The organism is Pseudomonas sp. PA-5-4B, assembly GCF_021606215.1.
Taxonomy (GTDB): domain Bacteria; phylum Pseudomonadota; class Gammaproteobacteria; order Pseudomonadales; family Pseudomonadaceae; genus Aquipseudomonas; species Aquipseudomonas edaphica.
On the sequence record NZ_WKDB01000001.1, the window covers coordinates 164,246 to 190,076 of the forward strand.

At 60.0% G+C, this 25,831-nt stretch carries 26 protein-coding genes and 1 pseudogene; 7 read left to right on the forward strand and 20 right to left on the reverse strand.

The window, feature by feature from the left end; all coding sequences use genetic code 11:
- Positions 1 to 55: 55 nt before the first annotated feature.
- From GIW28_RS00705 to exbB, 7 genes are all read right to left on the reverse strand, one after another.
- Complete coding sequence (locus GIW28_RS00705) at positions 56 to 946, reverse strand: hypothetical protein (RefSeq protein ID WP_236445913.1); 891 nt, start codon at positions 944 to 946, stop codon at positions 56 to 58.
- A gap of 320 nt (positions 947 to 1,266) precedes the next feature.
- The gene (locus GIW28_RS00710; RefSeq protein WP_017135839.1) at positions 1,267 to 2,667 is read right to left on the reverse strand and encodes an aminoacyl-tRNA deacylase and HDOD domain-containing protein; all 1,401 of its coding nucleotides are present in this window, start codon (positions 2,665 to 2,667) and stop codon (positions 1,267 to 1,269) included.
- A 77-nt stretch (positions 2,668 to 2,744) separates the two neighbouring features.
- A complete protein-coding gene (gene recG, locus GIW28_RS00715; protein WP_026013586.1) occupies positions 2,745 to 4,820 on the reverse strand; it encodes an ATP-dependent DNA helicase RecG in 2,076 nt (691 codons plus the stop codon).
- An 8-nt stretch (positions 4,821 to 4,828) separates the two neighbouring features.
- Positions 4,829 to 5,749: a hydrogen peroxide-inducible genes activator gene (locus tag GIW28_RS00720; protein WP_017135841.1), complete on the reverse strand. Its 921-nt coding sequence runs from the start codon at positions 5,747 to 5,749 to the stop codon at positions 4,829 to 4,831.
- 177 nt (positions 5,750 to 5,926) lie between these two features.
- On the reverse strand, positions 5,927 to 6,676 hold the full coding sequence (locus GIW28_RS00725) for an energy transducer TonB family protein (RefSeq protein ID WP_017135842.1): 750 nt from the start codon (positions 6,674 to 6,676) through the stop codon (positions 5,927 to 5,929).
- Positions 6,673 to 7,098, reverse strand: a complete 426-nt coding sequence (gene exbD, locus GIW28_RS00730; RefSeq protein ID WP_003195519.1) for a TonB system transport protein ExbD — start codon at positions 7,096 to 7,098, stop codon at positions 6,673 to 6,675. The genes GIW28_RS00725 and exbD overlap by 4 nt, the downstream gene beginning before the upstream one ends.
- 6 nt (positions 7,099 to 7,104) lie before the next feature.
- Positions 7,105 to 8,088 (reverse strand): tonB-system energizer ExbB, encoded by a 984-nt coding sequence (gene exbB / locus GIW28_RS00735; RefSeq protein WP_236445910.1) that lies wholly within the window; start codon positions 8,086 to 8,088, stop codon positions 7,105 to 7,107.
- Between the two features lie 189 nt (positions 8,089 to 8,277).
- Between exbB and GIW28_RS00740 the strand changes: the two genes are divergently transcribed.
- Entirely contained in the window at positions 8,278 to 9,129 is an 852-nt protein-coding gene (locus GIW28_RS00740) for an SDR family oxidoreductase (RefSeq protein WP_236445908.1), read from the forward strand.
- A gap of 126 nt (positions 9,130 to 9,255) precedes the next feature.
- Here the strand turns inward: GIW28_RS00740 and GIW28_RS00745 are convergent, their stop codons facing one another.
- The 6 genes from GIW28_RS00745 to GIW28_RS00770 all read right to left on the reverse strand — a co-directional run bounded on the left by GIW28_RS00745 (position 9,256) and on the right by GIW28_RS00770 (position 14,552).
- On the reverse strand, positions 9,256 to 9,999 hold the full coding sequence (locus tag GIW28_RS00745) for a hypothetical protein (protein WP_017135845.1): 744 nt from the start codon (positions 9,997 to 9,999) through the stop codon (positions 9,256 to 9,258).
- Between the two features lie 56 nt (positions 10,000 to 10,055).
- Positions 10,056 to 10,436 (reverse strand): RidA family protein, encoded by a 381-nt coding sequence (locus GIW28_RS00750; protein ID WP_003176922.1) that lies wholly within the window; start codon positions 10,434 to 10,436, stop codon positions 10,056 to 10,058.
- A gap of 24 nt (positions 10,437 to 10,460) precedes the next feature.
- On the reverse strand, positions 10,461 to 12,566 hold the full coding sequence (spoT, locus tag GIW28_RS00755; protein WP_016975931.1) for a bifunctional GTP diphosphokinase/guanosine-3',5'-bis pyrophosphate 3'-pyrophosphohydrolase: 2,106 nt from the start codon (positions 12,564 to 12,566) through the stop codon (positions 10,461 to 10,463).
- Between the two features lie 60 nt (positions 12,567 to 12,626).
- Entirely contained in the window at positions 12,627 to 12,890 is a 264-nt protein-coding gene (rpoZ, locus tag GIW28_RS00760; protein ID WP_003176920.1) for a DNA-directed RNA polymerase subunit omega, read from the reverse strand.
- A gap of 167 nt (positions 12,891 to 13,057) precedes the next feature.
- Positions 13,058 to 13,678 carry a guanylate kinase gene (gmk, locus tag GIW28_RS00765; protein WP_010168203.1) on the reverse strand — a complete coding sequence of 207 codons (621 nt, stop codon included), beginning with the start codon at positions 13,676 to 13,678 and terminating at the stop codon, positions 13,058 to 13,060.
- A 10-nt stretch (positions 13,679 to 13,688) separates the two neighbouring features.
- Positions 13,689 to 14,552 (reverse strand): YicC/YloC family endoribonuclease, encoded by an 864-nt coding sequence (locus GIW28_RS00770; RefSeq protein WP_017135846.1) that lies wholly within the window; start codon positions 14,550 to 14,552, stop codon positions 13,689 to 13,691.
- 219 nt (positions 14,553 to 14,771) lie between these two features.
- Here GIW28_RS00770 and rph point away from each other — a divergent pair, with 219 nt between their 5' ends.
- Positions 14,772 to 15,494, forward strand: coding sequence for a ribonuclease PH (gene rph / locus GIW28_RS00775; protein WP_003213280.1), 723 nt, complete (start codon positions 14,772 to 14,774; stop codon positions 15,492 to 15,494).
- A 22-nt stretch (positions 15,495 to 15,516) separates the two neighbouring features.
- Positions 15,517 to 15,885: a DUF4870 domain-containing protein gene (locus tag GIW28_RS00780; protein ID WP_017135847.1), complete on the forward strand. Its 369-nt coding sequence runs from the start codon at positions 15,517 to 15,519 to the stop codon at positions 15,883 to 15,885.
- 58 nt (positions 15,886 to 15,943) lie between these two features.
- Here GIW28_RS00780 and GIW28_RS00785 read toward each other — a convergent pair whose 3' ends face one another.
- Positions 15,944 to 16,723 carry an exodeoxyribonuclease III gene (locus GIW28_RS00785; RefSeq protein WP_003176915.1) on the reverse strand — a complete coding sequence of 260 codons (780 nt, stop codon included), beginning with the start codon at positions 16,721 to 16,723 and terminating at the stop codon, positions 15,944 to 15,946.
- Positions 16,724 to 16,805: 82 nt separating this feature from the next.
- Here GIW28_RS00785 and pyrE point away from each other — a divergent pair, with 82 nt between their 5' ends.
- Positions 16,806 to 17,450, forward strand: a complete 645-nt coding sequence (pyrE, locus tag GIW28_RS00790; protein WP_017135848.1) for an orotate phosphoribosyltransferase — start codon at positions 16,806 to 16,808, stop codon at positions 17,448 to 17,450.
- 168 nt (positions 17,451 to 17,618) lie between these two features.
- Here the strand turns inward: pyrE and argB are convergent, their stop codons facing one another.
- From argB to coaBC, 4 genes and pseudogenes are all read right to left on the reverse strand, one after another.
- Entirely contained in the window at positions 17,619 to 18,524 is a 906-nt protein-coding gene (gene argB / locus GIW28_RS00795) for an acetylglutamate kinase (protein ID WP_015886532.1), read from the reverse strand.
- A 20-nt stretch (positions 18,525 to 18,544) separates the two neighbouring features.
- Positions 18,545 to 19,966, reverse strand: a pseudogene (locus GIW28_RS00800) (phosphomannomutase/phosphoglucomutase); the annotation flags it as partial.
- A 240-nt stretch (positions 19,967 to 20,206) separates the two neighbouring features.
- Complete coding sequence (dut, locus tag GIW28_RS00805; RefSeq protein WP_099550262.1) at positions 20,207 to 20,662, reverse strand: dUTP diphosphatase; 456 nt, start codon at positions 20,660 to 20,662, stop codon at positions 20,207 to 20,209.
- A 5-nt stretch (positions 20,663 to 20,667) separates the two neighbouring features.
- Positions 20,668 to 21,876 carry a bifunctional phosphopantothenoylcysteine decarboxylase/phosphopantothenate--cysteine ligase CoaBC gene (gene coaBC, locus GIW28_RS00810; protein ID WP_015886530.1) on the reverse strand — a complete coding sequence of 403 codons (1,209 nt, stop codon included), beginning with the start codon at positions 21,874 to 21,876 and terminating at the stop codon, positions 20,668 to 20,670.
- A gap of 143 nt (positions 21,877 to 22,019) precedes the next feature.
- On the opposite strand from coaBC, the gene radC reads away from it, so the two are divergent.
- Positions 22,020 to 22,694, forward strand: coding sequence for a RadC family protein (gene radC / locus GIW28_RS00815; RefSeq protein ID WP_017135851.1), 675 nt, complete (start codon positions 22,020 to 22,022; stop codon positions 22,692 to 22,694).
- Between the two features lie 64 nt (positions 22,695 to 22,758).
- Here the strand turns inward: radC and GIW28_RS00820 are convergent, their stop codons facing one another.
- On the reverse strand, positions 22,759 to 24,351 hold the full coding sequence (locus GIW28_RS00820) for an ABC transporter substrate-binding protein (protein WP_017135852.1): 1,593 nt from the start codon (positions 24,349 to 24,351) through the stop codon (positions 22,759 to 22,761).
- A gap of 458 nt (positions 24,352 to 24,809) precedes the next feature.
- On the opposite strand from GIW28_RS00820, the gene rpmB reads away from it, so the two are divergent.
- Both rpmB and rpmG read left to right on the forward strand, forming a co-directional pair.
- Positions 24,810 to 25,043, forward strand: a complete 234-nt coding sequence (gene rpmB, locus GIW28_RS00825; RefSeq protein WP_003176907.1) for a 50S ribosomal protein L28 — start codon at positions 24,810 to 24,812, stop codon at positions 25,041 to 25,043.
- An 11-nt stretch (positions 25,044 to 25,054) separates the two neighbouring features.
- Positions 25,055 to 25,210 (forward strand): 50S ribosomal protein L33, encoded by a 156-nt coding sequence (gene rpmG / locus GIW28_RS00830; RefSeq protein ID WP_003176906.1) that lies wholly within the window; start codon positions 25,055 to 25,057, stop codon positions 25,208 to 25,210.
- A 71-nt stretch (positions 25,211 to 25,281) separates the two neighbouring features.
- Here the strand turns inward: rpmG and GIW28_RS00835 are convergent, their stop codons facing one another.
- Positions 25,282 to 25,644: a cupin domain-containing protein gene (locus tag GIW28_RS00835; RefSeq protein WP_017135853.1), complete on the reverse strand. Its 363-nt coding sequence runs from the start codon at positions 25,642 to 25,644 to the stop codon at positions 25,282 to 25,284.
- Positions 25,645 to 25,831 lie beyond the last annotated feature (187 nt).

Genomic DNA, 25,831 nt, shown 5'->3' on the forward strand with positions numbered 1-25,831 from the left:
TTCTGGAGTCCTCGGGGCACTGAAAACCCCGAGGAGAGCGCCTGTAAGTAGGTCTTTAGTCCTGTTGGTTCACACGTATACGACGGTCTTTGGCTGGGTCGAATCTGCCTGAAAACCGTATGTCTCCATCGGTCACATGTTGCCGGCTCTTATATTCGTTGGTTTCGGTATTTCCGGCACTTTCATGAATGTCGACTTCGCTATCAAATTGCCGGTAAAGTTTTATAGAGGTGAATTGAGCCTTGGTCTGGATATACGTGTTGTCAGAGCGGCCAATAATAGTGTCGCTTGTACCTTCGGCGGAGATCGCTGTTCGAGATGAATCGCTGGGTGTACCACCCCTTATAGTGTTTTTTTCCGCGCCACCATTAATGAAGTTACTGCCTGTGCCTCCTGCCAAGGTATCATCGCCGTTTTCACCGTATAATTCTCCGCCGCCATAGGCTAGTTCAGCGGTATCATTGCCGTCGCCCAGATATACTTGAGCGTAGCCGCCACCCGTGCTCACGGTGTCTTTGCCTGGGCCAGTGTGAATGGTTACACTGGTCTTGACGTCAGGGGCTATCTTTACACTGTCATCGCCACCGCCGCTGTCTATGAACAGTTTGCCTTGATTGCCCTCGGGGTTAGAGGCGTCGATGTCCAGCTTGACGGCGTGCCCATTGATAATGGCGACGACGCGATCATTAATAACTTTTATATCGATTTTATCATCCGCATGTCCCGTATAAATTCTTACTTCGGAGGCGGGGTGATAAGTGCGGCCATTGACGTTTTGTGGTGCGCCTGGGTCAGGCGTCGTTACAACCAGTACGGTCCCATATTGGTCTCTGCGAGGTGTAAGACTGCCGTTGATGTTTACAGAGGGTTCGGTAGCTGTAGGTGAAGGGTAGGCGCTTATTGGGTTGTTAGTTATAAAGTTGCTAACGGTGGATGAAATAGACATAGGCAGAATCCAGAGTTTTAATGGTAAGAAAACTTACCGACATGCTCTATGTGGATTAGTTGGGCGGGACAGTTCCGTATCAGATGTTACTTCATATTTGTAAGTTGTTAGAGTGCCATGATTTCGTTGGGTAGGTATGTCACTTTCGCCTTCGCCGCTCAAAAGGCGAGGAGTAATTAACTGGGCATTATGATGCGATTCAGGATCAGACCATCCAGATCAGGGCAACCCGCTCCCACATTCGACCGCGTTCTACAGTTGGAACGCAGTTAAGTGTGAGAGCTGGTTTGCCTGCGAAAGCTATGTAGCAGGCGACAGACTTATGCCTGGCTGAACTGGGACGCGAGTTCGCGTAGCAGCACCTCGGCATCCAGTACCTTGCCGACCACTTCCTCAGCCTTTTCCCGGCTCAAGCCCAAACGTTCGATCAGGGCGTCGGGTATCGCCTCATCCGGCCCGGAACCAATTCCACGACTGCGCAGCAAACGTACCGCCAAGCACACCAGGTTGGGATATTCAGCATATTGCCCGTCATAGGTCGGGTCGTGCTGAAAGCGCAGGGCGGTGGACAGTTCGTCCGGCATGTCCCAGTAGCGCATCAGCCAGGCGCCGATTTGCTCGCGGCTGATGCCCAGCAGGTGCTGCTCGACATAGCTGTGGCACAGGTGCGGGTTGACCTCCAGGTGGCGACAGATCAGCGAGAAGTGCGGCGGGAACACATGGGCCAGCAGCAAGTAACCGAAGTTATGCAGCAGGCCGGCCAGGTAGGTCAGGCCAGCTTCCGGGCGCTGGGCGCGGGGCATGGCGCGGGTCAGGCCTTCGATCACAGCAGCGGTATAGATCGACTGGTGCCAGTACGGCGTGGACTGGTGCGGGTGGTCCTTGGGCAGGCTCAGGGTTTTGCCCAGGGCCAGGCCCAGCGCCAGGTTGATCACCAGGTCAAAGCCCAGCACGCGCACGATGGCGTCCTCCACTGAGCGAATCTTGCCCGGCGAGGCGTAGTACGGCGACGCTGCCCAGCTCACCACTTGGGCGGCGAGGGCTGGGTCGGTTTCGACGACGCTGGTGATGTCATCGATGGTGGCGTTGGGGTCGACGCGCAGCTTGATGATTTTCTGCGCGGTGTCGGCCAGCGGCGGAATCTCGATGGTCGCTTCCAGACGCTGCTGGATTCGGCGGGCGGTGAACGCCTGCATCGCCTGGGTGATTTCCTCGCGGTCATCGTTCGGGCGATCGAGGTTGGGGCGGATGTTGCTCAGCGGTTCGCCGAAGTGCCCGGCGCTGGCCTTGGTGAGCATGGTCTTGAAATCGATGCTGGCGATTTCCAGCAGCAGCCCGGCTTCGCCGGAATGCACCAACAGGCTGGGTTCGCTGAGCAGGCTGCCTTCATACAGGCACGGCGAGCTGGTCAGTACCGGCAGGCCGGGCAACAGGCTCAAGTCGTGCTTGGCCAGCATGCGCTCGATGCGGTCCGGCGACACGGCCGTGAGGCGGCGGCCGGTGAGTTCAGCCAGGCGGTTGAGGTCGAGTAACTGGCTTTGCGGGAACAGCACCATGAGTGCGCCCACGGCATCTTCCAGCAGTACTGCCTGGACTTTTTGTGCGGGATTCAGGCCGGCGTGTTCGGTCACTTCCGTGTAGGGGATGGCGAGTTTTGCGAGCAGAGCCCGAATGACCGGCGGGGCGGTCAGTGGGGCTGTGGCGAGGGCAACTTCTGACATGGCCTGATCCAATTTCGTACAGTCACCGAAGTATAACCAGCTTGATACAACTGTTGGTTGGATAAGTGAGTCAGGCGTCACACTTGGCCGTATTGCTGCCCATGCCTGAGCCAGCGATCGAGCAAGGGGCTGACATGTTCCGGCCAACGCTCCAGCAGCGCTTGCGCCGCATCACGCACAGCGGGCAGCAAGTCGGCATCGCGCATCAGGTCGGCGACCTTGAATTGCAGCAGGCCGGTCTGGCGAGTACCAAGCATTTCGCCGGGCCCGCGCAGTTCGAGGTCTTTTTCGGCGATGACAAAACCGTCGTTGGTCTCGCGCATGATGCCCAGGCGCTGACGGCCGATCTGAGACAGCGGCGGGTGGTACAGCAGCACGCAGTGGCTGGCGGCGCTGCCCCGGCCGACACGGCCGCGCAGTTGGTGCAGTTGGGCCAGGCCCAGGCGCTCGGGGTTTTCGATGATCATCAAACTGGCGTTGGGCACGTCCACGCCGACTTCAATCACCGTGGTGGCTACCAGCAGTTGCAGGTTGCCAGCTTTGAACTCGGCCATCACCGCGGCTTTTTCCACAGGCTTCATGCGCCCGTGGATCAGCCCGACCTTCAGCTCGCCCAGGGCACTGGTGAGGTCCTCAAACGTGGTCTCGGCGGCCTGGCAGGTCAGCTCTTCGGATTCTTCGATCAGCGTGCACACCCAATACGCCTGACGGCCTTCGGCGCAGGCGCCGCGCACGCGTTCGATGACCTCGACGCGGCGCGTGTCGGTGACCAGCACGGTATTGACCGGCGTGCGGCCGGGCGGCAGCTCATCGAGGATCGACGTGTCGAGGTCGGCGTAGGCGCTCATCGCCAAGGTGCGCGGGATTGGTGTGGCGGTCATGATCAACTGGTGCGGGTTCATGCGCCCGCCCACGCCTTTCTGGCGCAAGGCCAGGCGCTGTTGCACACCGAAGCGGTGCTGTTCGTCGATGATCACCAAGGCGAGGTTCTTGAACTGCACTTCGTCCTGGAACAATGCGTGAGTGCCCACCACCATCGGTGCGCCACCGGCAATCTGCTCCAGCGCCGCTGCGCGGGTCTTGCCCTTGAGCTTGCCGGCCAGCCACGCCACTTCCAGGCCCAGCGGTTCAAGCCAGCGCTTGAAGGTGATGAAGTGCTGTTCGGCGAGAATTTCGGTGGGCGCCATCAGCGCCACTTGGTAACCGGCTTCCAACGCCTGCAAGGCGGCGAGGGCGGCCACCACGGTTTTACCTGCGCCCACGTCGCCCTGGATCAGCCGCAGCATGGGTTCGTGCTGGCTGAGGTCGTAGGCGATTTCATTGCCCACGCGTTGCTGGGCCCCCGTTGGCGCAAAGCCGAGGTTGGCCAGGTATTGCGCAGGTAGTCGCGTGGCCTTGGGCATCGCCGGCGCGCGCAGGGAGCGCATACTTTCGCGCAGGCGCTGCTGGGACAGTTGGTGCGTCAGCAGCTCTTCAAAGGCCAGGCGATGCTGGGCCCAGTGATGGCCCAGTGCGAGTTCGTCGACGTCGGCGTCGGCGGGTGGGTTATGCAGGTAGCGAATCGCATCGTCCAACGGCGCCAGTTGGTAGTCGCGCGCCAGCTCCAGAGGCAACCAGTCGGGCAAGCTTTTGGGGCCGAGCATCGTCAGCGTTTGCATGCACAGCTGGCGCAGGCGTTGTTGGGTCAGGCCTTCGGTCAGCGGGTAGATCGGCGTGAGAGTGGTATCCACCGGAGGCGGCTCGTCGCCGGTGATTGCGCGGTACTCCGGGTGGTAGATTTCCAGGCCGGATGCACCGGGGCGGGCTTCGCCGTAGCAACGCACGCGGGTGCCACGCTTGAGGCCTTCCTTTTGCGCGTTGCTGAAATGGTAGAAACGCAGGCTCAGGCCGCCGGTGCCGTCCTGCAGGCGCACGACTAAACTGCGGCGCTTGCCCATCACCACATCGGCGCCGCTGACGGTGCCTTCGACCACAGCATCCTGCCCAGGGCGCAAGTGGCCGATGGGCACCACACGCGTGCGGTCCTGGTAGCGCAGGGGCAGGTGGAACAGCACGTCCTGGAGGTTCTCCAGGCCGACCTTGGCCAGCTTTTCGGCCATGGCGTCACCGACACCTTTGAGTGCGGTGACCGACACCTGCGACAGCTCTGTCATACCGTTAATCAGCTCGCAGCATTCGGCTTGGCCACCGAGCACAGACGGACCGAGTCGGCCAGGATCTCAATGGCTTTCGGGCGCGGGAAGCTCGCGCGCCAGGCAATCGCCACAGTACGGAATGGCACCGGCGGCGTGAGTGGGCGCACTTCGATCACGCCGGGGGCGTAGTGATGGCTGTCCACTGCCGACAGCGGCAGGATCGAAATACCCAGGCCGGAAGCGACCATATGGCGAATGGTTTCCAGGGAACTGGATTCCACGGTGGTATGTTTGGCGCCGTCGTTGCCCTTGGTCAGGGTCGGGCAGGCTTCCAGTACCTGATCGCGGAAGCAGTGACCTTCGCCCAGCAGCAGCAAGCTCTTGTCGTTGAGCAGGCCGGCGTCGATGGTGTCCTTTTGCGTCCACGGGTGGGAGGCCGGCATCAACACGTAGAACGGTTCGTCGTAGAGCGGCAGGGTCAGCACGTCTGCTTCGTTGAACGGCAGGGCGATGATGATCGCGTCCAACTCGCCATTGCGCAGTTTGTCGCGCAGTACATGGGTGAAGTTTTCTTCGATATACAGCGGCATCTGCGGCGCAACGCGGTGCAGTTGCGGAATCAGGTGCGGGAACAGGTACGGGCCGACGGTGTAGATGGCGCCGACTTTGAGCGGTGCAGTCAGCTGGTTCTTGCCGGCCTGGGCCAGCTCGCGGATGCTTTGGGCTTGCTCCAGTACCTTTTGGGCCTGGGCGACGATGCCTTCGCCCACCGGCGTGAGGCGCACGGCGCTCTTGCTGCGCTCAAAAATCAGCACACCGAGTTCGTCTTCAAGCTTCTTCACACCCACCGACAGCGTCGGTTGGCTGACATGGCAACGCTCGGCCGCGTGGCCGAAGTGCTGCTCTTGGGCGAGGGTCACGATGTAGCGTAATTCTGTAAGAGTCATAGCGGGCGTCCATGAGGTTGCGGGCCAAGCATACCGGCTGCAATCGATAGACGCACGTTATCAGAACTTTGATGGGGATTGAGCGGGGAATGTTGAGGATTTTGCTGAAGTGGTGAAACCAAATGTGGGAGCTGGCTTGTGTGGGGGCTCCCACACCAGCCGGCTCCCGTTTGCCGCTTACCGGCGGCGCTTCTCAATGTTGTAAACAAATGGCGCGACGATTTCGACGCTGCCGCCTTTCAACATATCGGCCGGTGGTTTGGGCAGTGGCTGGGCTCGACGGATCATGTCCAGGGTCGCACGGTCCAGATCGGCGTTGCCGGAGCGGCCCACCAACTCGTAGGACAGCACGTTGCCTTCGGCATCGACCACAAAGCGCAGGCGGTTCAAGCCTTCCTTGCCTCGCTGTTGGGCACCTGGCGGGTACTTCTTGTACTTCTGCAAGTGCGCCAGCAGGGCGCCTTCCCAGGACGCTTTGGCTGCGACCTGTTGTGGGGACGGGCCCGGAACCGGCTGGGCAGACTTTTCAGCTGGCGCATTGTTTTGTGGCGATTCGCTCGGCGGCTCTTCGGAAGGTTTTTCCTTGGGCGGCTCGGGCTTCTTCTCCACCGGCTTGGGCGGCTGCGGCTTCGGTTTTGGCTTGACCGGCTTGGGCACCTGGATCGTTGGTTTAGGTGCCTCGGCCAGTTTTGGCAGGGGCAGCTCTTCCACGGGGGCAGGCGGCTGCGGCGGTGTGACAACCTTGGGTGGAGCCGGCGGCGGCGGTGCAGGCATCGGCGCGAGGTCGATGACCATCGCCGCCGGTGGCAGTGTTACCGGATGCGGCGCGGACCACTGGAGCGCGATGATAATCGCGACGGCATGCACGCCCAGCACGACGGCGAGGCTGGTGCCATAACGCGTCAGTTTGTGGCGCGTCGTGATCATTTCTTGGCTGCCGTCTCAAGTCCGACCAGGCCTACCTTGAGGTAGCCGGCTGCCCGCAGGGCATCCATCACACTCATCAGGTCGCCGTAGTCCACGCCTTTGTCGGCCTGGAAGAAGATCGTCGTGTCTTTCTTGCCTTGGGTCTTGGCGTCGAGCACCGGGCCCAGGGTTTCAGCTTTGACTTCTTCTTCGCCCAGGAACAGGCGTTGGTCCGCCTTGACGCTGAGGAAAATCGGCTTCTCCGGCCGCGGCGCAGGCTTGGCGCTGGACGCGGGCAGGTCGACCTTGATATCCACGGTCGCCAGCGGCGCGGCCACCATGAAGATGATCAGCAGCACGAGCATTACGTCGATAAACGGCGTGACGTTGATCTCGTGGTTCTCGACGAGTTCGTCGTCGCCTTGATTCAAATGCAGGCCCATGGCCGATTACCCCACTTTCACCATGTGCGGTTGCGAGCTGCGCTCGGTAGGCAGGTGATCGAGGTCGCGGCTGACCAGCAGCAGGACTTCTGCCGACGCGTCCGATACCTGGGCCTTATAGCCGGCAATCGAACGGGCGAAGACGTTGTAGATCACCACCGCAGGGATTGCTGCAACCAGGCCCAGCGCGGTTGCCAGCAGGGCTTCGGCGATGCCGGGGGCGACGACGGCGAGGTTGGTGGTCTGGGTTTTTGCGATGCCGATGAAGCTGTTCATGATGCCCCACACGGTGCCGAACAGGCCGACAAACGGTGCGGTGGAACCGATGGTGGCCAGCACGCCGGTGCCGCTGCTCATGTTACGGCCGCATGCTGCAACCAGGCGTTCGAGACGGAAGCTGACGCGTTCCTTGATGCCTTCTTTTTCGCGGGTATTGACCGACAGACGCATTTCTTCCAGAGCGTCGTGTACCAGCAGGTTGGCCAGGGTGCCCTTCTTGGTCGCGCTCTCGCTGGCTTCCTTGAGGGTGGTGGCTTTTTTCAGGTGGACGATCTCAGCGCGCAGACGGCGCTTGGCGCCCAGCAGCTCGAAGCCCTTGGCGATCCAGATGGTCCAGGTGATGATCGAGGCGATGGCCAGGCCGATCATCACGGCTTTTACCACGACGTCAGCGTTCTGGTACATGCCCCACGGCGACAGGTCATGGGCCATGCCCAGGCTGTTGTCTTCTTCCAACACTACACCGGTTTCGTCGGCAGGTGCGACGTCGCCTGCAGCCTGGGCCGGGTCGGTGGCCACCGGGGCGGCAACAGGAGCAGCTGGCGTAGCGCCGGTGTGCTCGGCAGCAGCCGGTGCGGCTGGGGCGGTGGCATCAGCGAAGGCAGCGGTCGGTGCCAGCAGTACGCTTAACAGCAGCGCAGCAATCGCACGCCAGGCGCGGGATGGGCTGTGAAGCTTGGTTGGCGAAGCGGGGTTTGTATTACGTGTCATGCTGGCCGGACCTGAGAGGAAAAATTGAGTGATCGTCCTGCCAGACCCTTGAGGGTCGAGGACAAATGGGTCGTTATTATTGCAAGTAATTCTTGTTAACAGAAGTAATACAGTAACTTTATTTGTGCTTTTTCTGGCCGCTCGTCATCTGCGAGGGCTAATCTAGACCTTTAAGAACGGAGTTTTATGATGTCTGCGCCTTCTGTTGTGATTGCCGGTTGCGGCGATGTGGGGAGCCGGCTGGCTAGCCAATTGCTCGGCGCGAATTGGGAGGTTCATGGCCTGCGCCGTGATGTTTCAAAGCTCCCCGATGGCGTGATCGGCATTGCCGGCGACCTGTTCAAAAAGGATTGCCCTGAGACCTGGCCGATCGGCGCAGTGGATTACCTGGTGTATTGCGCGGCCGCCACCGACCACGATGAGGCCGGGTATCGCGCGGCATACGTGCAAGGGTTGCAGCATGTGTTGGAGTGGCTGAGTGACTATGGCCAGGCGCCCAGGCACCTGCTGTTTGTTTCCAGCAGCAGCGTGTATGGCCAGCAGAATGGTGAGTGGGTCGACGAAACATCTGATACCAGGGCGACGGGCTATTCCGGCCAGGTCATGCTGGAGGCCGAGCAGGTCGCGCTCAACAGTGGGATCCCGGCGAGTATCGTGCGCTTGACCGGGATTTACGGCCCGGGCCGCGAATGGCTGCTGACCCAGGTACGCCAGGGCTATCGCGTGGCAATCGATCCGCCGTTGTATGGCAACCGGATTCACGCGGATGATGCGGCAGGTTTGCTGGCCTTTTTGCTGCGTCATGTAGAGCAGGGCGGCTCGCTGGAAAAAATCTACATCGGGGTCGACGATGCCCCAGCGCCATTGGCGGAGGTGGTGGGCTGGTTGCGCGAGTACCTGGGCGTGACGGAGTGGGCGGATGACGCCAGTGTAAGGCGTGCCGGCAGCAAACAATGCAGCAACGCCCGGGCTCAGGCGTTGGGCTGGGTGCCGACCTACCCGACTTATCGCGAAGGGTATGCGGCGATTCTCAAGGGCTGAAACGCAGTCAAAAAATGTGGGAGCTGGCTTGCCTGCGATAGCGAAGTATCAGTCCACCTCTATCTCGACTGAGTCACCGTCATCGCAGGCAAGCCAGCTCCCACATTTGCTTCAGGGTGATGCTGGTTATTTCTTCTCAAGCAGCCATTGGCGCGGGCCGGGCGTGAACTGCGGCACCTCGTCGGCCAGCGCGGTGTTGATCGCTTGGAATATCGCCAACTGCTTGCCTTTGCGCGTGAAGATCCAGGGGTTGCCCTGGCCGTTCAATTGCAGCCAGATGCTGTCGTAGCCGCCGCTCATAGAGGCGCAGTCGCCCGCCAGACACAGCGAGTAGCGGTCGACGCCTGGCAGGCCGGCGACCTTTCCGTCGGCCTGGAACTGCACTGTGGAACCGTCGCCGTTGCCGTCGGTAATCTTCCAGTCGCCGCCCATATAGGCTGCATACAGTGCCCGTTCGAAGTTGGCACCCAGTGGCGCACCTTCCGGGGCGGGATCCTTGGCACGGGCGAACAGTTGCTCGGGCTCGTTATCGTTGGCCACTTGCAGCAGTTGTTTGCCTTTGCGCTTGAGTTCGGTGGCGGAGCTGCCGTAGAACTCGACGTTCCATGCGCCGGATTTATCCCCGAGCAACTTGCCTTCGGCGACTTCAAAGCCGTTGTAGTAGCGCGCCTGCAAAGCCTTGGTATTGACCTCCCATTCGAGGTTCGGGCCAAAACTCTGCAGCGCTTCGCGCAAAGGGCCGCCCTTGGCTGCCGCGTTGATGGCGGCCTGGTTGATCCAGGTGCCACTCACATCCAGGTCGGCGGGGTTGCTGGCGCAGCCGCCGAGCAACAGGGCGAGCAACGAAGTGGCTACAAGCGCTTTGCGCATCATGAAATCCTTCTGAAACGAAGTCGGCGCAGCCTGTTGAGGCTGCGCCGGGTGTTTTACTCGATGACCAGAATCGCGTCCATCTCAACCTGTGCGCCCTTTGGCAGCGCAGCAACGCCGATGGCAGCGCGGGCTGGGTACGGCTGTTCGAAGTATTTGCCCATGATCTCGTTGACCTTGGCGAAGTGGCTCAGGTCGGTGAGGAAGATGTTCAGCTTGACGATGTCCTTGAACGAACCGCCGGCGGCTTCGGCTACGGATTTCAGGTTTTCGAAGACTTGTACGGTTTGTGCTTCGAAGCCTTCAACCAGTTCCATGGTCTTTGGGTCCAGCGGAATCTGGCCGGACATGTAGACGGTGTTGCCCGCCTTGATCGCCTGGGAGTAAGTGCCGATGGCGGCCGGGGCTTTGTCGCTGGTGATAACAGTCTTGGTCATGAGTTGCTCCTTGTAAGAGAGGGGCTATGCACGCATACGGGTGATGCGGATCACTCCGGTCAGGGCGCGCAGTTTCTTGATCACGCGGGCCAGGTGCACGCGGTCGTGCACGCTGACCACCAGCTGGACCACGCTGATGCGACCATCGCGTTCATCCATGCTGATTTTTTCGATATTGCCGTCGGCCGCGTTGACGCTGCTGGCAAGCAGTGCGATCAGGCCGCGCTGATGCTCCAGCTCCACACGCAGCTCGACGTTGAATTCGCCGGTGACATCCTTGGCCCAAGAGAGCTGGATGCATTTCTCCGGGTTGTGGCGGATTTCGGTGATATTGCGGCAGTTGTCCAGGTGCACCACCATGCCTTTGCCCGCCGACAAGTGGCCGACAATCGGGTCGCCCGGGATCGGCGTACAGCATTTTGCGTAGCTGAGCACCAAGCCTTCGGTGCCGCGAATCGCCAGCGGACCTTCCGGGCTTGGCAATTGTTCGCCTTCGCCGAGCAGGCGGCGAGCGACTACATAGGCCATGCGGTTACCCAGGCCGATATCTTCCAGCAGGTCTTCGATGGTTTCCTGGCGATACTCGTGGAGCATCGCTTGTACGCGCTCTGTCGGAATTTTGTCCAGGGCACTGTCGAAACCGTTGAGGACCTTGTTCAACAGGCGTTCGCCGAGGCTGATGGATTCGGAGCGGCGTTGCAACTTCAGGGCGTGGCGGATGTGTGTCCGCGCTTTACCGGTGACCACGAAGTTGAGCCAGGCCGGGTTCGGGCGCGCGCCGGGAGCACTGACGATCTCGACCGTGGAGCCGCTTTGCAGCGGTTCGGACAGCGGCGCGAGGCGACGGTTGATCCGGCAGGCAATGCAGCTGTTACCGACGTCGGTGTGCACCGCGTAGGCAAAGTCGACCGCCGTGGAGCCTTTGGGCAGCTCCATGATTCGGCCTTTGGGCGTGAACACGTAGACCTCGTCCGGGAACAGGTCGATCTTCACGCTTTCGATGAATTCCAGGGAGTTGCCGGCACGTTGCTGCATTTCCAGCACGCCTTTGACCCACTGGCGAGCACGGGCGTGGGTGCCTTTTGGCTGTTCGTCACCGCTGGACTTGTACAGCCAGTGGGCGGCGATGCCATTGTTGGCCATCTCTTCCATTTCCCGCGTGCGGATCTGGATTTCGATCGGCACCCCGTGCATACCGAACAGCGTGGTATGCAGCGACTGATAGCCGTTGGCCTTGGGAATGGCGATGTAGTCCTTGAAGCGCCCCGGCAGGGGTTTGTACAAATTATGTACAGCACCCAGCACGCGGTAGCAGGTGTCTACCTTGTCGACGATGATCCGGAACGCGTACACGTCCATGATCTCGTTAAAGGCCCGGCGCTTGCCGCGCATCTTCTTGTAGATGCCGTAGATGTGCTTCTGCCGGCCGCTGACTTCGCCTTCAATCTCGTCGATCGCCAGGCAGTGGCTCAGCGACTCTTCGATCTTGTTGACGATTTCCTTGCGGTTGCCCCGTGCGCGCTTGACCGCCTGGTAGATGCGCGCCGAGCGCATCGGGTGCATGGCCTTGAAGCCGAGGTCTTCGAATTCGATACGAATGGCATGCATGCCCAGCCGATTGGCGATGGGGGCGTAGATTTCCAGGGTTTCCTTGGCGATGCGCCGGCGTTTTTCGCCGGACAGCACTTCCAGCGTGCGCATGTTGTGCAGCCGGTCGGCCAGCTTGACCAGAATCACACGGATATCCCGCGCCATGGCCATGGCCATTTTCTGGAAGTTTTCTGCCTGGGCTTCGGCCTTGGTCTCGAAGTTCATCTGGGTCAGTTTGCTGACCCCGTCGACCAGTTCGGCCACGGTTTCACCAAATTGCGCACTCAGCGCTTCCTTGGCGATGCCGGTGTCTTCGATCACGTCATGCAGCATCGCGGCCATCAGGCTCTGATGGTCCATGTGCATGTCGGCAAGAATATTTGCCACCGCAAGAGGATGGGTGACATACGCCTCGCCGCTTCGGCGGCGCTGGCCGTCGTGGGCTTGTTCGGCGTAGAAATACGCTCGGCGGACCAGGTTGACCTGGTCTGGGCCGAGGTAGGCCGATAAGCGATCGGCGAGGGCGTCTATGCTCGGCAAAGTATGAACTCCTGCCGTTGGCTGTGACCCCGCGCCGTGCTACGTCGACCAGGCATAGGCTTAGACGGCCTCGTTGGACTCGTCCTCGAACGCTGCAAACAGCGGTTCGTCTTCAACGATTTCAGCGTTGGCGATGAACTCGTAGCTCATCAGGCCTTCAGCGATTTCACGCAGGGCTACAACGGTAGGCTTGTCGTTTTCCCACTGGACCAGGGGCTCTTTGCCGCCGGTGGCCAGTTGACGGGCACGCTTGGTAGAGAGCATGACCAGCTCAAAGCGGTTATCCACGTGTTCTAGGCAGTCTTCAACGGTTACGCGGGCCATGGTATTCCTCGGAGCGAATGCAAGATGCGCGCTGCCCGGTTGGGCGAGCGGACTAAACAGTTTAAAAAATCACCAGCGTTTAGGGAAGCGCTGATTTTCCCCGCGCCCTCGCAAAACCGCTACAAGTGCCAATGTAAAGCCCTTGCAGCGGTTTTGGGAAGCGCCAATCAACCAAGCAGTTCAGCGAGTAATTTGCCAAAACGCTGCTGTTGGCGCTTTTGCTGGAGCTGATTGGTGCGAAAAATCGCCTTCAAGTCATCCAGTGCGTGGGCAAAATCGTCATTAATGATCAGGTAGTCGTAGTCGACGTAGTGGCTCATTTCGCTGACGGCTTCGCGCATGCGGCCTTCGATGATCTCGTCGCTGTCCTGGCCGCGGTTGGTCAGGCGCTGGTGCAACGCTTCCAAAGACGGCGGCAGGATGAAGATGGAACGCGCCTTGGGCATCAGTTGGCGCACTTGTTCGGCGCCCTGCCAGTCGATCTCCAGGATCAGGTCGTGGCCTTCGTCCAGCGTCTGCTGCAGGTGGCTTTGCGAGGTGCCATAGAGGTTGCCGAACACTTCCGCGCGCTCCAGAAAGTCGCCGTGTTCGATCATCTTGACGAACTCTGTGCGCTCGACGAAGTGATAGTGCACGCCGTTCACTTCACCTGGGCGCATGGCGCGGGTGGTGTGCGAGACCGAAATGCGGATTTGCTCGTCGGCGTCGGTCAAGGCTTTGACCAGGCTGCTCTTGCCCGCGCCCGATGGCGCAGAAATGATGTAAAGGGTGCCGGTGCTGTGGGTCATGGAAGTTGCCTTACTCAATATTCTGTACTTGTTCGCGCATCTGCTCGATCAACACTTTGAGGTTGACCGCAGCCGTGGTGCTGCGCGGATCAAACGCCTTGGAACCCAGTGTATTGGCTTCGCGGTTGAGTTCCTGCATCAGGAAGTCCAGGCGCCGACCGGCGGCACCCGCTGATTTGAGTACGCGGCGCACTTCGAGGATGTGGGTGCTCAGGCGGTCGAGTTCTTCGGCTACGTCGCTCTTTTGCGCCAGCAGCACCATTTCCTGTTCCAGGCGCACCGGGTCGAGGTCGGCCTTCATGTCGGTGAAGCGGTCCAGAACCTTCTGGCGCTGGGTGGCGAGCATCTGCGGCACTAGCTCACGCAGGGTGACCACGTCTTCTTCGATCGAAGTCAGGCGCTCATTGATCAGGCGGGCCAGTTCGGCGCCTTCGCGCTCGCGGCCGGCCTTGAGTTCCTTCAAGCCTTGGGTGAACAGGGCGAGGGCTTCGGCATTGAGGGCTTGCGGGTCGGTGGCGTCGGCCACCAGTACGCCGGGCCAGGCCAGCACTTCCAACGGGTTCAGCGCGGCCGGTTGCTTGATCAGGCTGGCGATGGTTTCGGCGGCGGCTACCAGTTGCGCGGCGCGATCGCGGTCGACCTGCAGCGGCTTTCCGGTGGTTTCTTCGGTAAAACGCAGGGTGCATTCCAGCTTGCCCCGCGAGATACCCTGGCGCAACGCTTCACGCACGGCGCCTTCGAGGTCGCGGAAGGATTCCGGCAGGCGCAGGTGCGGCTCCAGGTAGCGGCTGTTGACCGAGCGCAGTTCCCAGCTCAGGGTGCCCTGGGCGCCGGCTTTTTCGACGCGGGCGAAGGCGGTCATGCTGTGCACCATGGAAGTACCTCGCGATGCAGACCCGCAAATGCGGGCTGATGGGTAAATTTTGAAGCCGACAGGCTGCGAAGGCGCAGGATTGTAGCGCAGTGGGGCGAGCGCGCCCAAACAATGGGCGCCGACCAGGCCATTCGTAACCGAATTTTTTAGAAGTGCCCCGAAACGGTTCGCGGCTCTATAATGCTCGGCAGTTTTTCGTCCTTCGTACAGGTATCCCCTATGAAACGTCCAAGTGGTCGCGCTGCCGATCAGCTCCGCTCGATCCGCATTACCCGCAACTACACCAAACACGCCGAGGGATCTGTACTGGTCGAGTTTGGCGATACCAAAGTGATCTGCACCGTCAGCGTCGAAAACGGCGTGCCGCGCTTCCTTAAAGGCCAAGGTCAGGGTTGGTTGACTGCCGAGTACGGCATGCTGCCGCGCGCTACCGGCGAGCGTAACCAGCGTGAAGCCAGCCGTGGCAAGCAAGGCGGTCGCACCCTGGAAATCCAGCGCCTTATCGGCCGCTCGCTGCGCGCAGCCCTGGACATGTCCAAGCTGGGCGACGTGACCCTGTACGTCGACTGCGACGTGATCCAGGCTGACGGCGGCACCCGCACCGCCTCCATCACTGGCGCCATGGTGGCCCTGGTAGATGCGCTTAAAGTGATCAAGAAGCGCGGCGGCCTCAAAGGCGGCGACCCGCTCAAGCAGATGATCGCCGCTGTGTCGGTTGGCATGTATCAGGGCGAGCCTGTGCTGGACCTGGACTACCTGGAAGATTCGGCCGCCGAGACCGACCTGAACGTAGTGATGACCAGCACCGGTGGTTTCATCGAAGTGCAGGGCACCGCCGAAGGCGCGCCATTCCAGCCAGCCGACCTGAACGCCATGCTCGCCCTGGCCCAGAAAGGCATGACCGAAATCTTCGAACTGCAGAACGCCGCACTGGCCGACTGAGCCTGCCTCAAGGAGAAGCGCCATGAATGACAGCCAAATGCCCGTACCTACGCCTTCCTACGAAGTGCGCCAGGGAGCCATGTTGTGTCATCTCGCGGCGTTTCTGGGGTTTGTGTTCCCTTTCGGCAGTGTCGTGGGGCCGCTGATCCTGTGGCAGATGAAGAAGGAAGTGGACCCGTTCATTGATGATCAGGGCAAGGAAGCCCTGAACTTCCAGATCACCGTAGCCATCGCCTGGATGGCGTGCATTGTGCTGGCCTTCGCGGTGATCGGGTTTTTCCTGATGTTTGCCCTGGCAATCGCCACGGTGGTGCTGACGATCATCGGTAGCATCAAGGCCAACAAGGGGATTGCCTATCGCTACCCCTTGACCTGGCGAGTGGTCAAATAATGAGCAGGCACAAAAAAACCGACAGCGATGTCGGTTTTTTTGTGCCCGGAAAAAGACCTTAGATGGTCAGCGTCCAGTCGTAGTCCACGATCAGCGGCGCGTGCTGCGAAAAACGCGGCTGACGCGGCAGACGTGCGCTGCGAACGAACCGGCGCAGACCTGGGGTCAGCAACTGGTAGTCAAAACGCCAGCCCAGGTTGAGCATCTCAGCCTGTTCGTTATCCGGCCACCAGCTGTACTGGTCGCCTTCACGGCTGACTTCGCGCAGGGCATCCACATAGCCCATGTTGCCGACAATCTCGTCCATCCAGGCCCGTTCCGGCGCCAGGAAACCCGGTGATTGCTGGCTGTCACGCCAGTTCTTGATATCCAGCTTCTGTTGCGCCACGTACAGCGAGCCACAGTAAATGTACTCGCGACGTTTGCGTCGCTGTTTATCCAGATAACGGGCGAAATCGTCCATTAGCTTGAACTTCTGGTTCAAGTCTTCATCGCCGTTCTGCCCCGAAGGGAGCAGCAAGGTCGCGATGCTGACCTTGTCGAAATCGGCTTGCAGGTAGCGCCCGTAGCGGTCGGCTGTCTCGAAGCCGAGGCCGCTGATGACCGCCTTGGGTTGCAACCGTGAGTACAGAGCCACGCCACCTTGGGCAGGGACTTCGGCATCACAGGCATAAAGGAAGTAGCCATCCAGTTGGAAGGCTGGGTCGTCCAGTTCAAAGGCGGAGGCGCGGGTGTCCTGCAGGCAGATGACGTCGGCATTCTGTGCTTGCAGCCAACTGAGCAAACCACGCTCGACTGCAGCCTGAATACCATTGACGTTCACACTGATGATCCGCATAAATGGCCCCAAAAATCGCGTGCGTGTATGATACACGCCGTCTACCTAATTAGCTAAATCCGTGGTATCTGAGGCTTTTTTCATGCAGGCGTATCAACGCGATTTCATTCGTTTTGCCATCGATCGCGGCGTTTTACGCTTCGGTGAGTTCACTTTGAAGTCCGGGCGCACCAGCCCTTACTTCTTCAATGCAGGCCTGTTCAACTCGGGTTCGGCCCTGGCTCAGCTGGGTCGTTTCTATGCGGCAGCCATCGTCGATAGCGGTATTTCCTTCGACGTGTTGTTCGGGCCAGCTTACAAGGGCATCCCTCTGGCGGCCGCTACGGCCGTGGCCCTGGCTGAACATCATGAGCTGGATTTGCCATGGTGCTTCAACCGCAAAGAGGCCAAGGCTCATGGCGAAGGCGGCAGCCTGGTCGGTGCGCCACTCAAGGGCGACGTGCTGATCATCGACGATGTGATCACCGCCGGCACCGCCATCCGTGAAGTGATGCAGATCATCGCGTCCCAGGAAGGTGCCAAGGCCGCCGGCGTGCTGATCGCGCTGAACCGCCAGGAGCGCGGCAACGGTGAGTTGTCGGCAATCCAGGAAGTGGAGCGTGATTTCGGTATTCCGGTGGTGAGCATTGTTTCGTTGAACCAGGTGCTGCAATACCTGGAAGATGACGCGCAGCTCAAGCAGCATTTGCCTGCAGTGCGTGCGTACCGTGAGCAGTTCGGCGTCTGACACCGAACCCCTGTGGGAGCGGGCTTGCCCGCGATAGCGGTATGTCAGGCGGTGCAGTTCTTGAATGTGCCGCCGTCATCGCAGGCAAGCCAGCTCCCACATTGGAACTGTGAAAACAAAAAAGGCCCCGCTCAATTGGATTGAGCGGGGCCTTTTGGTTTTTGGCGTTTAAGGCCGCTTGCGGTTACTGATCAGCGTACCCACACCCGTATCGGTGAAGATTTCCAGCAGGATCGCATTCGGCACGCGGCCATCCAGAATCAGCGAACTGCCCACGCCGCCTTGCACGGCTTCCAGCGCGCAACGGATCTTCGGCAGCATGCCGCCGTAGATGGTGCCATCGGCAATCAGCTCGTCCACTTGTTGAGTGGTCAAACCGGTCAATACCTTGCCTTCCTTGTCCATCAGCCCGGCGATGTTGGTCAGCAGCATCAGCTTCTCGGCTTTCAGTGCTTCAGCCACTTTACCGGCGACCAGATCGGCGTTGATGTTGTAGGACTCACCGTTGGCGCCCACGCCGATGGGCGCGATCACCGGGATGAAGTCGCCCTTGACCAGCAGGTTCAACAAGTCGGTGTTGATGCCGATCACTTCGCCGACCTGGCCGATGTCGATGATTTCCGGCTGGGTCATTTCCGGCGTCTGGCGGGTCACCGTCAGCTTTTTCGCGCGGATCAGTTCCGCGTCCTTGCCGGTCAGGCCGATGGCACTGCCGCCATGGCGGTTGATCAGGTTAACGATGTCCTTGTTGACCTGGCCGCCAAGGACCATCTCCACCACGTCCATGGTCTGCGCGTCGGTGACGCGCATGCCATCGATGAAGTGACTCTCGATCGACAAGCGCTTGAGCAGGTCACCGATTTGCGGGCCGCCACCATGGACGACCACCGGGTTGATCCCCACGGCTTTCATCAACACGATGTCGCGGGCAAAACCGGTTTTCAGCTCGTCGCTTTCCATGGCATTGCCGCCGTACTTGATCACCAGCGTCTTGCCGACGTAGCGTCGAATGTAAGGCAACGCTTCGGACAGGACCTTGGCAGTGTTGGCAGCGGCTTCGCGTTCGAGGGTCATTCAGGGCTCCGGTAAAAAAATCAGAACGGTAATTGGAGATCAGGGGCAACACGTTTCAACTGGGCGTGGAACACGTCCTTGATGCGCTGCAACTCAGCCTCGGTATCCGCCTCGAAACGCAGGACCAGCACCGGTGTGGTGTTGGACGCGCGAACCAGGCCCCAGCCTTTGGCGTAATCGACTCGCACACCATCAATGGTGGTCAGGTTGGCGCCTTCACCCCATTGCGCATCGTGCAGTGCGTCAATGATGCTGAATTTGCTCTCCTCGGTCACATGTATATTGATCTCTGGTGTAGAAATATCATTCGGGAAGGTCTGAAACAGCTCCTGTGCCGTGGATTTTTCCTTGCTGAGGATCTCCAGCAGACGTGCGGCGCTGTAAATGCCGTCGTCAAAACCGAACCAGCGCTCTTTGAAGAACACGTGGCCGCTCATTTCACCGGCCAACAGCGCGCCGGTTTCCTTCATTTTCTTTTTGATCAACGAGTGACCGGTCTTCCACATTAGCGGGCGCCCGCCATATTCCTTGATCAGCGGCGTGAGGCGGCGGGTGCACTTCACGTCGAAGATGATTTCGGCGTTGGCGTTGCGCGCCACCACGTCACGGGCAAACAGCATCAGCAGGCGGTCGGCGAACACGTTTTCGCCGGTGTTGGTCACCACGCCAACACGGTCGCCGTCACCGTCGAACGCCAGGCCCACGTCGGCGCCGGTTTCCTTGACCTTGGCGATCAAATCCACCAGGTTTTCCGGCTTGCCTGGGTCCGGGTGATGGTTGGGGAAGTTGCCGTCGACGTCGCAGAACAGCGGGATCACTTCACAGTTGAGGGCTTCGAGCAGTTGCGGAGCGATCACGCCAGCCGCGCCGTTGCCGCAGTCCACCACCACTTTCAGGCGGCGGGCCAATTTGACGTCGCCGGTGATCTGGTCAGAGTAGCGCTGCAGAATGTCGACTTTGGTGACACTGCCTTTGCCGCTGGTCAGGTCGTTGGTCTTGAGGCGGTCGTGCAGGGCCTGGATCTGTTCGTTGGCCAGGGTGTCACCGGCAATCACGATCTTGAAGCCGTTGTAGTCCGAGGGATTATGGCTGCCGGTGAGCATCACCCCGGACTTACCGGCCAGTACGTTGGCCGCGTAGTACAGCGCTGGTGTCGGCACCAGGCCGACGTCGCTGACGTGGCAACCGCTGTCGGCGAGGCCCTGGATCAGTTGTTCCACCAGCTCCGGGCCGGACAAGCGGCCATCACGGCCTACCGAGACATTAGGTTCGCCCTGGGCCAGGCTCTGGGCACCGATGGCGCGGCCGATCCAGTAGGCGGTTTCGGCGGTCAGGGTCTTGGGCACCACGCCACGAATGTCGTAGGCGCGGAAGATGCTGTCGGGGAATGTCGGGGCTACTCGGGCTGCGGTACTCATCGCGGGGGTGAACTCCATCTGAAGGGGGCAAGGCTGGCCTTAAAGTGGCTGACCGGCAGGCTCAAACTGAAGGGTATGACGGTGTTTTCGGCAGAGAGTTCGTGGTGCAAAAATGCCATCGGCGTGCCGAGGCACTTTGGGAAAACGCGTAATGCATTGATTTCATTGTGGAAATTTCGCTGAATAAATCCGCACATTCTTCATCCTGAATAGCCATGCGGTGGCGTCTTGCCGGACAACTGCATCCGGCAAGGTTCAGCTTAGTCAGTGGCTGCCGGAATGCCCAAAACCACCTGCGCCGCGCTGAGTTTCGTCGAACTCCTGCACCAGTTCGAAGTGTGCCTGTACCACCGGTACCAGCACCAACTGGGCGATGCGCTCGCCGACAGCGATGTTGAACGCGGTGTTGCCACGGTTCCAGCACGACACCATCAATTCGCCCTGATAGTCCGAATCGATCAGGCCTACGAGGTTGCCCAGCACGATGCCATGTTTGTGGCCCAGGCCGGAGCGCGGCAGGATCAATGCCGCCAGGCCTGGGTCGCCGACGTAGATCGACAGGCCGGTAGGAATCAGGATTGTCTGGCCTGGCTCAAGGACGGTGTCTTCCTTGAGCATGGCGCGCAGGTCCAGGCCGGCGGAGCCCGGAGTGGCATAGGCCGGCAGAGGAAATTCGTTGCCGATGCGGGGGTCGAGGATCTTGGCTTGCAAAGCGTGCATGTAAATTAAACCTGGTTCAGCCGTTGGGCGATAAATGAGATCAGTTGGCGGGCAATCTTGCCCTTGCTGGTCTGGGCGAAAAGGGTGGCGTGCAGCTCGCGGTCGATCACGCTGCAGGCGTTTTCCTCGCTGTTGAAGCCGATGCTCGGGTTGGCGACATCATTGGCAACGATCAGGTCGAGGTTTTTGTCTTTCAATTTGCGTGCGGCGTAGTCCAGCAAGTGCTCGGTTTCGGCGGCGAAACCGACACTGAACGGGCGGTCCGGGCGCGTGGCGATGGTGGCCAGGATGTCCGGGTTGCGCACCATTTGCAGGAGCAGGCCGTCGCCGCTTGTAGGGTCTTTCTTAAGCTTTTGCGGGGCGACAACTTCCGGGCGGTAGTCTGCAACCGCTGCCGAGGCGATAAACAGGTCGCAGGGAATGGCCGCTTCACAGGCCGCCAGCATGTCCCGGGCGCTGACTACGTCGATTCGCGTGACGCGATCAGGGGTTGGCAAGTGCACCGGGCCGGTGATCAGGGTGACGCGTGCGCCTGCCTCGACCGCGGCTTCCGCCAAGGCAAAGCCCATTTTTCCTGAGCTATGGTTGGTGATGTAACGCACCGGGTCGATGTTTTCCTGGGTCGGGCCGGCGGTAATCAGCACATGTTTGCCCGTGAGAGCCAGGTGCTGAAAGCACTCGGCGGCGCACAGCGCGAGGTCAGTAGCCTCAAGCATGCGGCCCATGCCCACGTCGCCGCAAGCTTGGCTGCCCGAAGCCGGGCCAAATACTTTAAGGCCACGGCTTTGCAGGAGTTGGGTGTTGGCCTGGGTGGCCGGGTCGCGCCACATGGCCTGGTTCATGGCCGGTGCGATGGCGACGGTGGCGTCGGTGGCCAGTACCAGAGTGGTCAACAGGTCATCGGCGATGCCTTGGGCCAGGCGGGCGATCAGGTCGGCGGTGGCCGGGGCGATCAACACCAGGTCGGCCCATTTTGCCAGCTCGATGTGGCCCATGGCAGCTTCGGCCGCCGGGTCCAAAAGGTCCAGGTGAACCGGGTGCCCAGACAAGGCCTGCATGGTCAGCGGGGTGATGAACTCACTGCCACCACGGGTCATGACCACGCGCACTTCGGCGCCCTGGTCCAGGAGCCTGCGAACCAGTTCTGCGCTCTTGTAGGCGGCAATGCCGCCGCCGACGCCGAGAACGATGCGTTTCCGATACAGACGCTGCATTGGTTTGCCTTTCCAGTTCAGTGATGCCAGTTCAGTGACGCCTGCGATGCCCCCTCCCCAGGGGAAATCACATGCAAAAAAGAGGGCTTAAGATAACACAGCGACCGCCAGGCAACAGCGGCGCACGTGCAGAGGGAGGCGGGATGAGTATTCGCGATTGGCCTGTGGCGGAACGCCCACGGGAGAAGCTTTTGGAATGGGGCGCGGCGAGTTTGTCGGATGCCGAGTTGTTGGCGATTTTCTTGCGTACCGGGGTTTCCGGCAGAAGCGCAGTCGACCTGGCGCGCCATCTATTGGCGCAATTCGGTGGCCTGCGCCCGTTGTTGGAGGCCAGCCAGACGCTGTTCAGCCAGCACTTGGGGCTGGGGCCGGCGAAATTTGCCCAGTTGCAGGCGGTGCTGGAAATGTCTCGGCGGCATATGGCCGAACGCTTGCGTGCCGACTCGGTGCTGGAAAGCCCGCTGGCCGTACGTGAGTACCTCAAGGCCTTGCTGCGCCACGAGCCCCACGAAATATTCGGCTGCCTGTTTCTTGACTCAAAGCACCGGGTGCTGGGCTTTGAGGCGCTATTTGAGGGCACCATCGACGCGGCCATCGTTTATCCGCGACAAGTGGTCAAGCGCGCGCTCGCTTACAACGCGGCGGCTCTTATCCTGTGCCACAACCATCCGTCCGGGAGCGTCGAGCCAAGTGCGGCTGATCGAAAATTAACCAAAATATTGCAAAAGGCCTTGGAGTCAGTGGATGTGCGGGTGCTCGACCACATCATCGTGGGAGATGGCGACCCGCTGTCGATGGCGGAATACGGCTGGTTGTAGGGTGGGTGCAACTGCAAGGTTGAAGCTGCAAGCCACAAGCGGCTTGCAGCTTGCAGCTTGCAGCTTAGGGCTTGACGCTGACCTTGGAGAAATCCTGGCGCCCAAACGGGCTCACCTGGTAGCCGTCAACATTCTTGCGCGTCAGGGCGAACGCGGTGGGGTGTGCCAATGGCAGCCACAATGCCTGCTGCTGAATCTGAGCCTGGGCCTGTTGGTACAACTTGCTGCGCACGCCTTGTTCACTGGTGGTCTTGCCGGCGCTGATCAGCTTGTCCAGGGCCGGGTCGCAGTAGCGGGCGAAGTTGGTGCCGGATTTTACCGCTGCGCACGAGAACTGCGGGGTGAGGAAGTTATCCGGGTCGCCGTTGTCGCCGGCCCAGCCCATGAACAGCAGGTCATGTTCGCCGGCTTTGGCGCGGCGGATCAGTTCGCCCCATTCAATTACGCGAATCTCGGCCTGGATGCCGACTTTGGCCAGGTCCGCTTGCAGCAACTGGGCACCGAGGTTGGGGTTGGGGTTCAGCAGGCTGCCAGTGGGGCGAGTCCAGATTGTGGTCTTGAAGCCGTTCTTGAGTCCGGCGCGCTCCAGCAGCGTCTTGGCCTTGGCGATGTTCTGTGGATAACCTGGCAAGTCCTTGGCGTAACTCCAGGTATTGGGTGGGTAAATGCCATTGGCTGCTTCGGCGGTGCCTTCAAATACGGCCTTGAGGTAGCTGTCTTTGTCGAAGGCCAGGTTGATTGCCTGGCGCACTTCGGGCTTGTCCAGCGGCGGGTGCTGGCTGTTGATCGCGACGAATGCGGTCATGAAGGCCGGGGTTTTTTCTACTTTGAGTGCAGGATCTTTCTCGGCTTCACTCACATCCAGTGGCTTGGGCGACAGGGCGATCTGGCATTCATCGCGATGCAGCTTTTGCAGGCGCACGTTGGCATCCGGGGTGATGGCGAAGATCAAGTTATCCACAGCCGGTTTGCCGGCAAAGTAATCCGGGTTGGCTTTATAGCGGACCACGGCATCCTTCTGGAACCGTACAAACACGAACGGGCCGGTGCCGATTGGCTGGCTGTTGAGTTTTTCAGGCGTGCCGGCCTTGAGCAGTTTGTCGGCGTATTCGGCCGGGTAGATCGAGGCAAAACCCATGCTCAAGGCGGCGAGGAAGGTGGAGTCGGCGTGATCCAGGGTGAAGCGTACGGTTAATGGGTCGAGAGCATCGATCTTCTTGACCAATGCGGGCAGTTGCAGCGACTGCGCATGGGGGAAGCCGCTCTGGGCGATCTTGTGCCATGGGTTGGCCGGGTCGAGCATGCGTTCAAAGCTGAAGCGCACGTCTTCGGCGGTCAGGGTGCGGCTTGGATTGAAATACTCGGTGCGGTGGAACTTCACGTTCGGGTGCAGTTTGAAGGTGTAGGTCAGACCATCGGGCGACACTTGCCAGCTGTCCGCCAGGCTCGGCACCAGCTTGCCGGCCGTGGCGTCGTAGTCCACCAGGCGGTTCATCAGCACGTCGGCCGAGGCGTTGGTGGTGGTCAGCGAGTTGTACTGCACCACATCGAACCCTTCGGGGCTGGCCTCGGTGCAAACGCTCAGATTGGTGGCGGCAGAGGCCAGCGGCGCGATAAATAGAGGGGCGAGCAATAGCGGTAGGGCAGCGAGGCGCATATTCGGTTTCCTTTGCAGATCGAAGGCCCATCTGCGAGTGCAGTCTGGAAAAAGCCTACCGTAGTGGTCTGATTGATAAATGACTAGCCCATTTTTGCCTGTGCTTTTGGCGCAAATGCTGTTTTGATGGCGCCTCAGCGCGTTTCGCCTTGTACTTTTGTGTGCGGGCGAGCGCGGTAAATCATTCTGTGCGACGAGTGGTCGGCTGTTACAGCGGCCCCTCCTGGCAACGGTTCGGGCGTCTATTGCCAAGATTTACGCCGGTAAAAACACACGGGCTGTTGTTGCATTGGGGTCTTTCTGGTATAAAGCAGCGCTCTTTTCTAGGGGCCCGGTTCCTTCACTGTAGGTGTAGCCGGTAAGACCCTTAAAGAAACGCGGCGCCTGGCGCCAAATGACTGAGAGATTAAGCGGCCAACCCATGCCGGGTTGGGCATGTGGTTTTAGAGGGCTGAGGCATGTCGAGAGTCTGTCAAGTTACCGGTAAGGGTCCGGTGACTGGGAATAACATTTCCCACGCAAATAACAAAACCCGTCGTCGTTTCCTGCCGAACCTGCAGCATCACCGCTTCTGGGTTGAAGAAGAGAAACGTTTTGTTCGCCTGCGTGTATCTGCCAAAGGCATGCGTATCATCGACAAGCGTGGCATCACTGTCGTGCTGGCCGAAATCCGCGCCGCTGGCAAGATTTAAGGAGCTTTATCATGCGTGAATTGATTCGAATGATCTCTAGCGCCGGTACTGGTCACTTCTACACTACCGACAAGAACAAGCGTACTACCCCGGACAAGCTCGAAAAGAAAATGTTCGACCCGCGCGTTCGCAAGCACGTGATCTACAAAGAAGGCAAAATCAAGTAATTGATTTTCTTCCTTGTGAAAAAAAGCCCGTCTCTCACGAGATGGGCTTTTTTTTGCCTGAAATGTGCTGATCAGGCTTTCTGCTCGAACACCACGTAGATCTTGCGGCACGGCTCCAGCACTTCCCAGGTGCCGCTGAACCCGGCAGGAATCACGAAACGGTCGCCGGCACGCAAGGTCTTGGCATTGCCATCGGCATCACGCAGTACCGAAACCCCCTGCACAATCTCGCAATACTCATGCTCGCTGTAATTGACCTTCCACTGCCCGACTTCACCTTCCCACACGCCGGCGTTCATCTGGCCGCACGGGCTGTTGTAGTGGTTATAAATGGTCTGCTCGGGATCGCCCTTGAGGATTTTTTCGGCGGCCGGGCGGTAGCGGTCCGGGGTGGTGTTGGCTTGGCTGAAGTCGACGATATCCTGGATGCTCATGTGCTTGTCCCGTCTGGCCTGCGGTTGGAGAGCCCAAAGTCTATGTTTATTAAAATGAACATCGCAAGGGCGTTTACCGCCGTTATGTCAAATATATTGAAACACCCCCAGCCGCTGGTTTAGGGTGGCAGCTGCCTTGAGCCGAACAGCAGGCTGGCCGGGCAAGAATTCTTTGAGGCTGCCGGGG

Coding starts and splice junctions, on each gene's coding strand:
- GIW28_RS00705 (WP_236445913.1), bottom strand. CDS start 946: ATGTCTATTTCATCCACCGTTAGCAACTTTATAACTAACAACCCAATA.
- rpoZ (WP_003176920.1), bottom strand. CDS start 12,890: ATGGCCCGCGTAACCGTTGAAGACTGCCTAGAACACGTGGATAACCGC.
- exbB (WP_236445910.1), bottom strand. CDS start 8,088: ATGACACGTAATACAAACCCCGCTTCGCCAACCAAGCTTCACAGCCCA.
- GIW28_RS00745 (WP_017135845.1), bottom strand. CDS start 9,999: ATGCGCAAAGCGCTTGTAGCCACTTCGTTGCTCGCCCTGTTGCTCGGC.
- rpmG (WP_003176906.1), top strand. CDS start 25,055: ATGCGTGAATTGATTCGAATGATCTCTAGCGCCGGTACTGGTCACTTC.
- radC (WP_017135851.1), top strand. CDS start 22,020: ATGAGTATTCGCGATTGGCCTGTGGCGGAACGCCCACGGGAGAAGCTT.
- GIW28_RS00750 (WP_003176922.1), bottom strand. CDS start 10,436: ATGACCAAGACTGTTATCACCAGCGACAAAGCCCCGGCCGCCATCGGC.
- GIW28_RS00740 (WP_236445908.1), top strand. CDS start 8,278: ATGTCTGCGCCTTCTGTTGTGATTGCCGGTTGCGGCGATGTGGGGAGC.
- exbD (WP_003195519.1), bottom strand. CDS start 7,098: ATGGGCCTGCATTTGAATCAAGGCGACGACGAACTCGTCGAGAACCAC.
- rpmB (WP_003176907.1), top strand. CDS start 24,810: ATGTCGAGAGTCTGTCAAGTTACCGGTAAGGGTCCGGTGACTGGGAAT.
- GIW28_RS00820 (WP_017135852.1), bottom strand. CDS start 24,351: ATGCGCCTCGCTGCCCTACCGCTATTGCTCGCCCCTCTATTTATCGCG.
- coaBC (WP_015886530.1), bottom strand. CDS start 21,876: ATGCAGCGTCTGTATCGGAAACGCATCGTTCTCGGCGTCGGCGGCGGC.
- rph (WP_003213280.1), top strand. CDS start 14,772: ATGAAACGTCCAAGTGGTCGCGCTGCCGATCAGCTCCGCTCGATCCGC.
- GIW28_RS00725 (WP_017135842.1), bottom strand. CDS start 6,676: ATGATCACGACGCGCCACAAACTGACGCGTTATGGCACCAGCCTCGCC.
- recG (WP_026013586.1), bottom strand. CDS start 4,820: ATGACAGAGCTGTCGCAGGTGTCGGTCACCGCACTCAAAGGTGTCGGT.
- gmk (WP_010168203.1), bottom strand. CDS start 13,678: ATGACCCACAGCACCGGCACCCTTTACATCATTTCTGCGCCATCGGGC.
- GIW28_RS00835 (WP_017135853.1), bottom strand. CDS start 25,644: ATGAGCATCCAGGATATCGTCGACTTCAGCCAAGCCAACACCACCCCG.
- GIW28_RS00780 (WP_017135847.1), top strand. CDS start 15,517: ATGAATGACAGCCAAATGCCCGTACCTACGCCTTCCTACGAAGTGCGC.
- GIW28_RS00720 (WP_017135841.1), bottom strand. CDS start 5,749: ATGACTCTTACAGAATTACGCTACATCGTGACCCTCGCCCAAGAGCAG.
- dut (WP_099550262.1), bottom strand. CDS start 20,662: ATGCACGCTTTGCAAGCCAAGATCCTCGACCCCCGCATCGGCAACGAA.
- GIW28_RS00770 (WP_017135846.1), bottom strand. CDS start 14,552: ATGGTGCACAGCATGACCGCCTTCGCCCGCGTCGAAAAAGCCGGCGCC.
- argB (WP_015886532.1), bottom strand. CDS start 18,524: ATGACCCTCGAACGCGAAGCCGCTGCCAACACTGCCAAGGTCCTGTCC.
- pyrE (WP_017135848.1), top strand. CDS start 16,806: ATGCAGGCGTATCAACGCGATTTCATTCGTTTTGCCATCGATCGCGGC.
- GIW28_RS00785 (WP_003176915.1), bottom strand. CDS start 16,723: ATGCGGATCATCAGTGTGAACGTCAATGGTATTCAGGCTGCAGTCGAG.
- GIW28_RS00710 (WP_017135839.1), bottom strand. CDS start 2,667: ATGTCAGAAGTTGCCCTCGCCACAGCCCCACTGACCGCCCCGCCGGTC.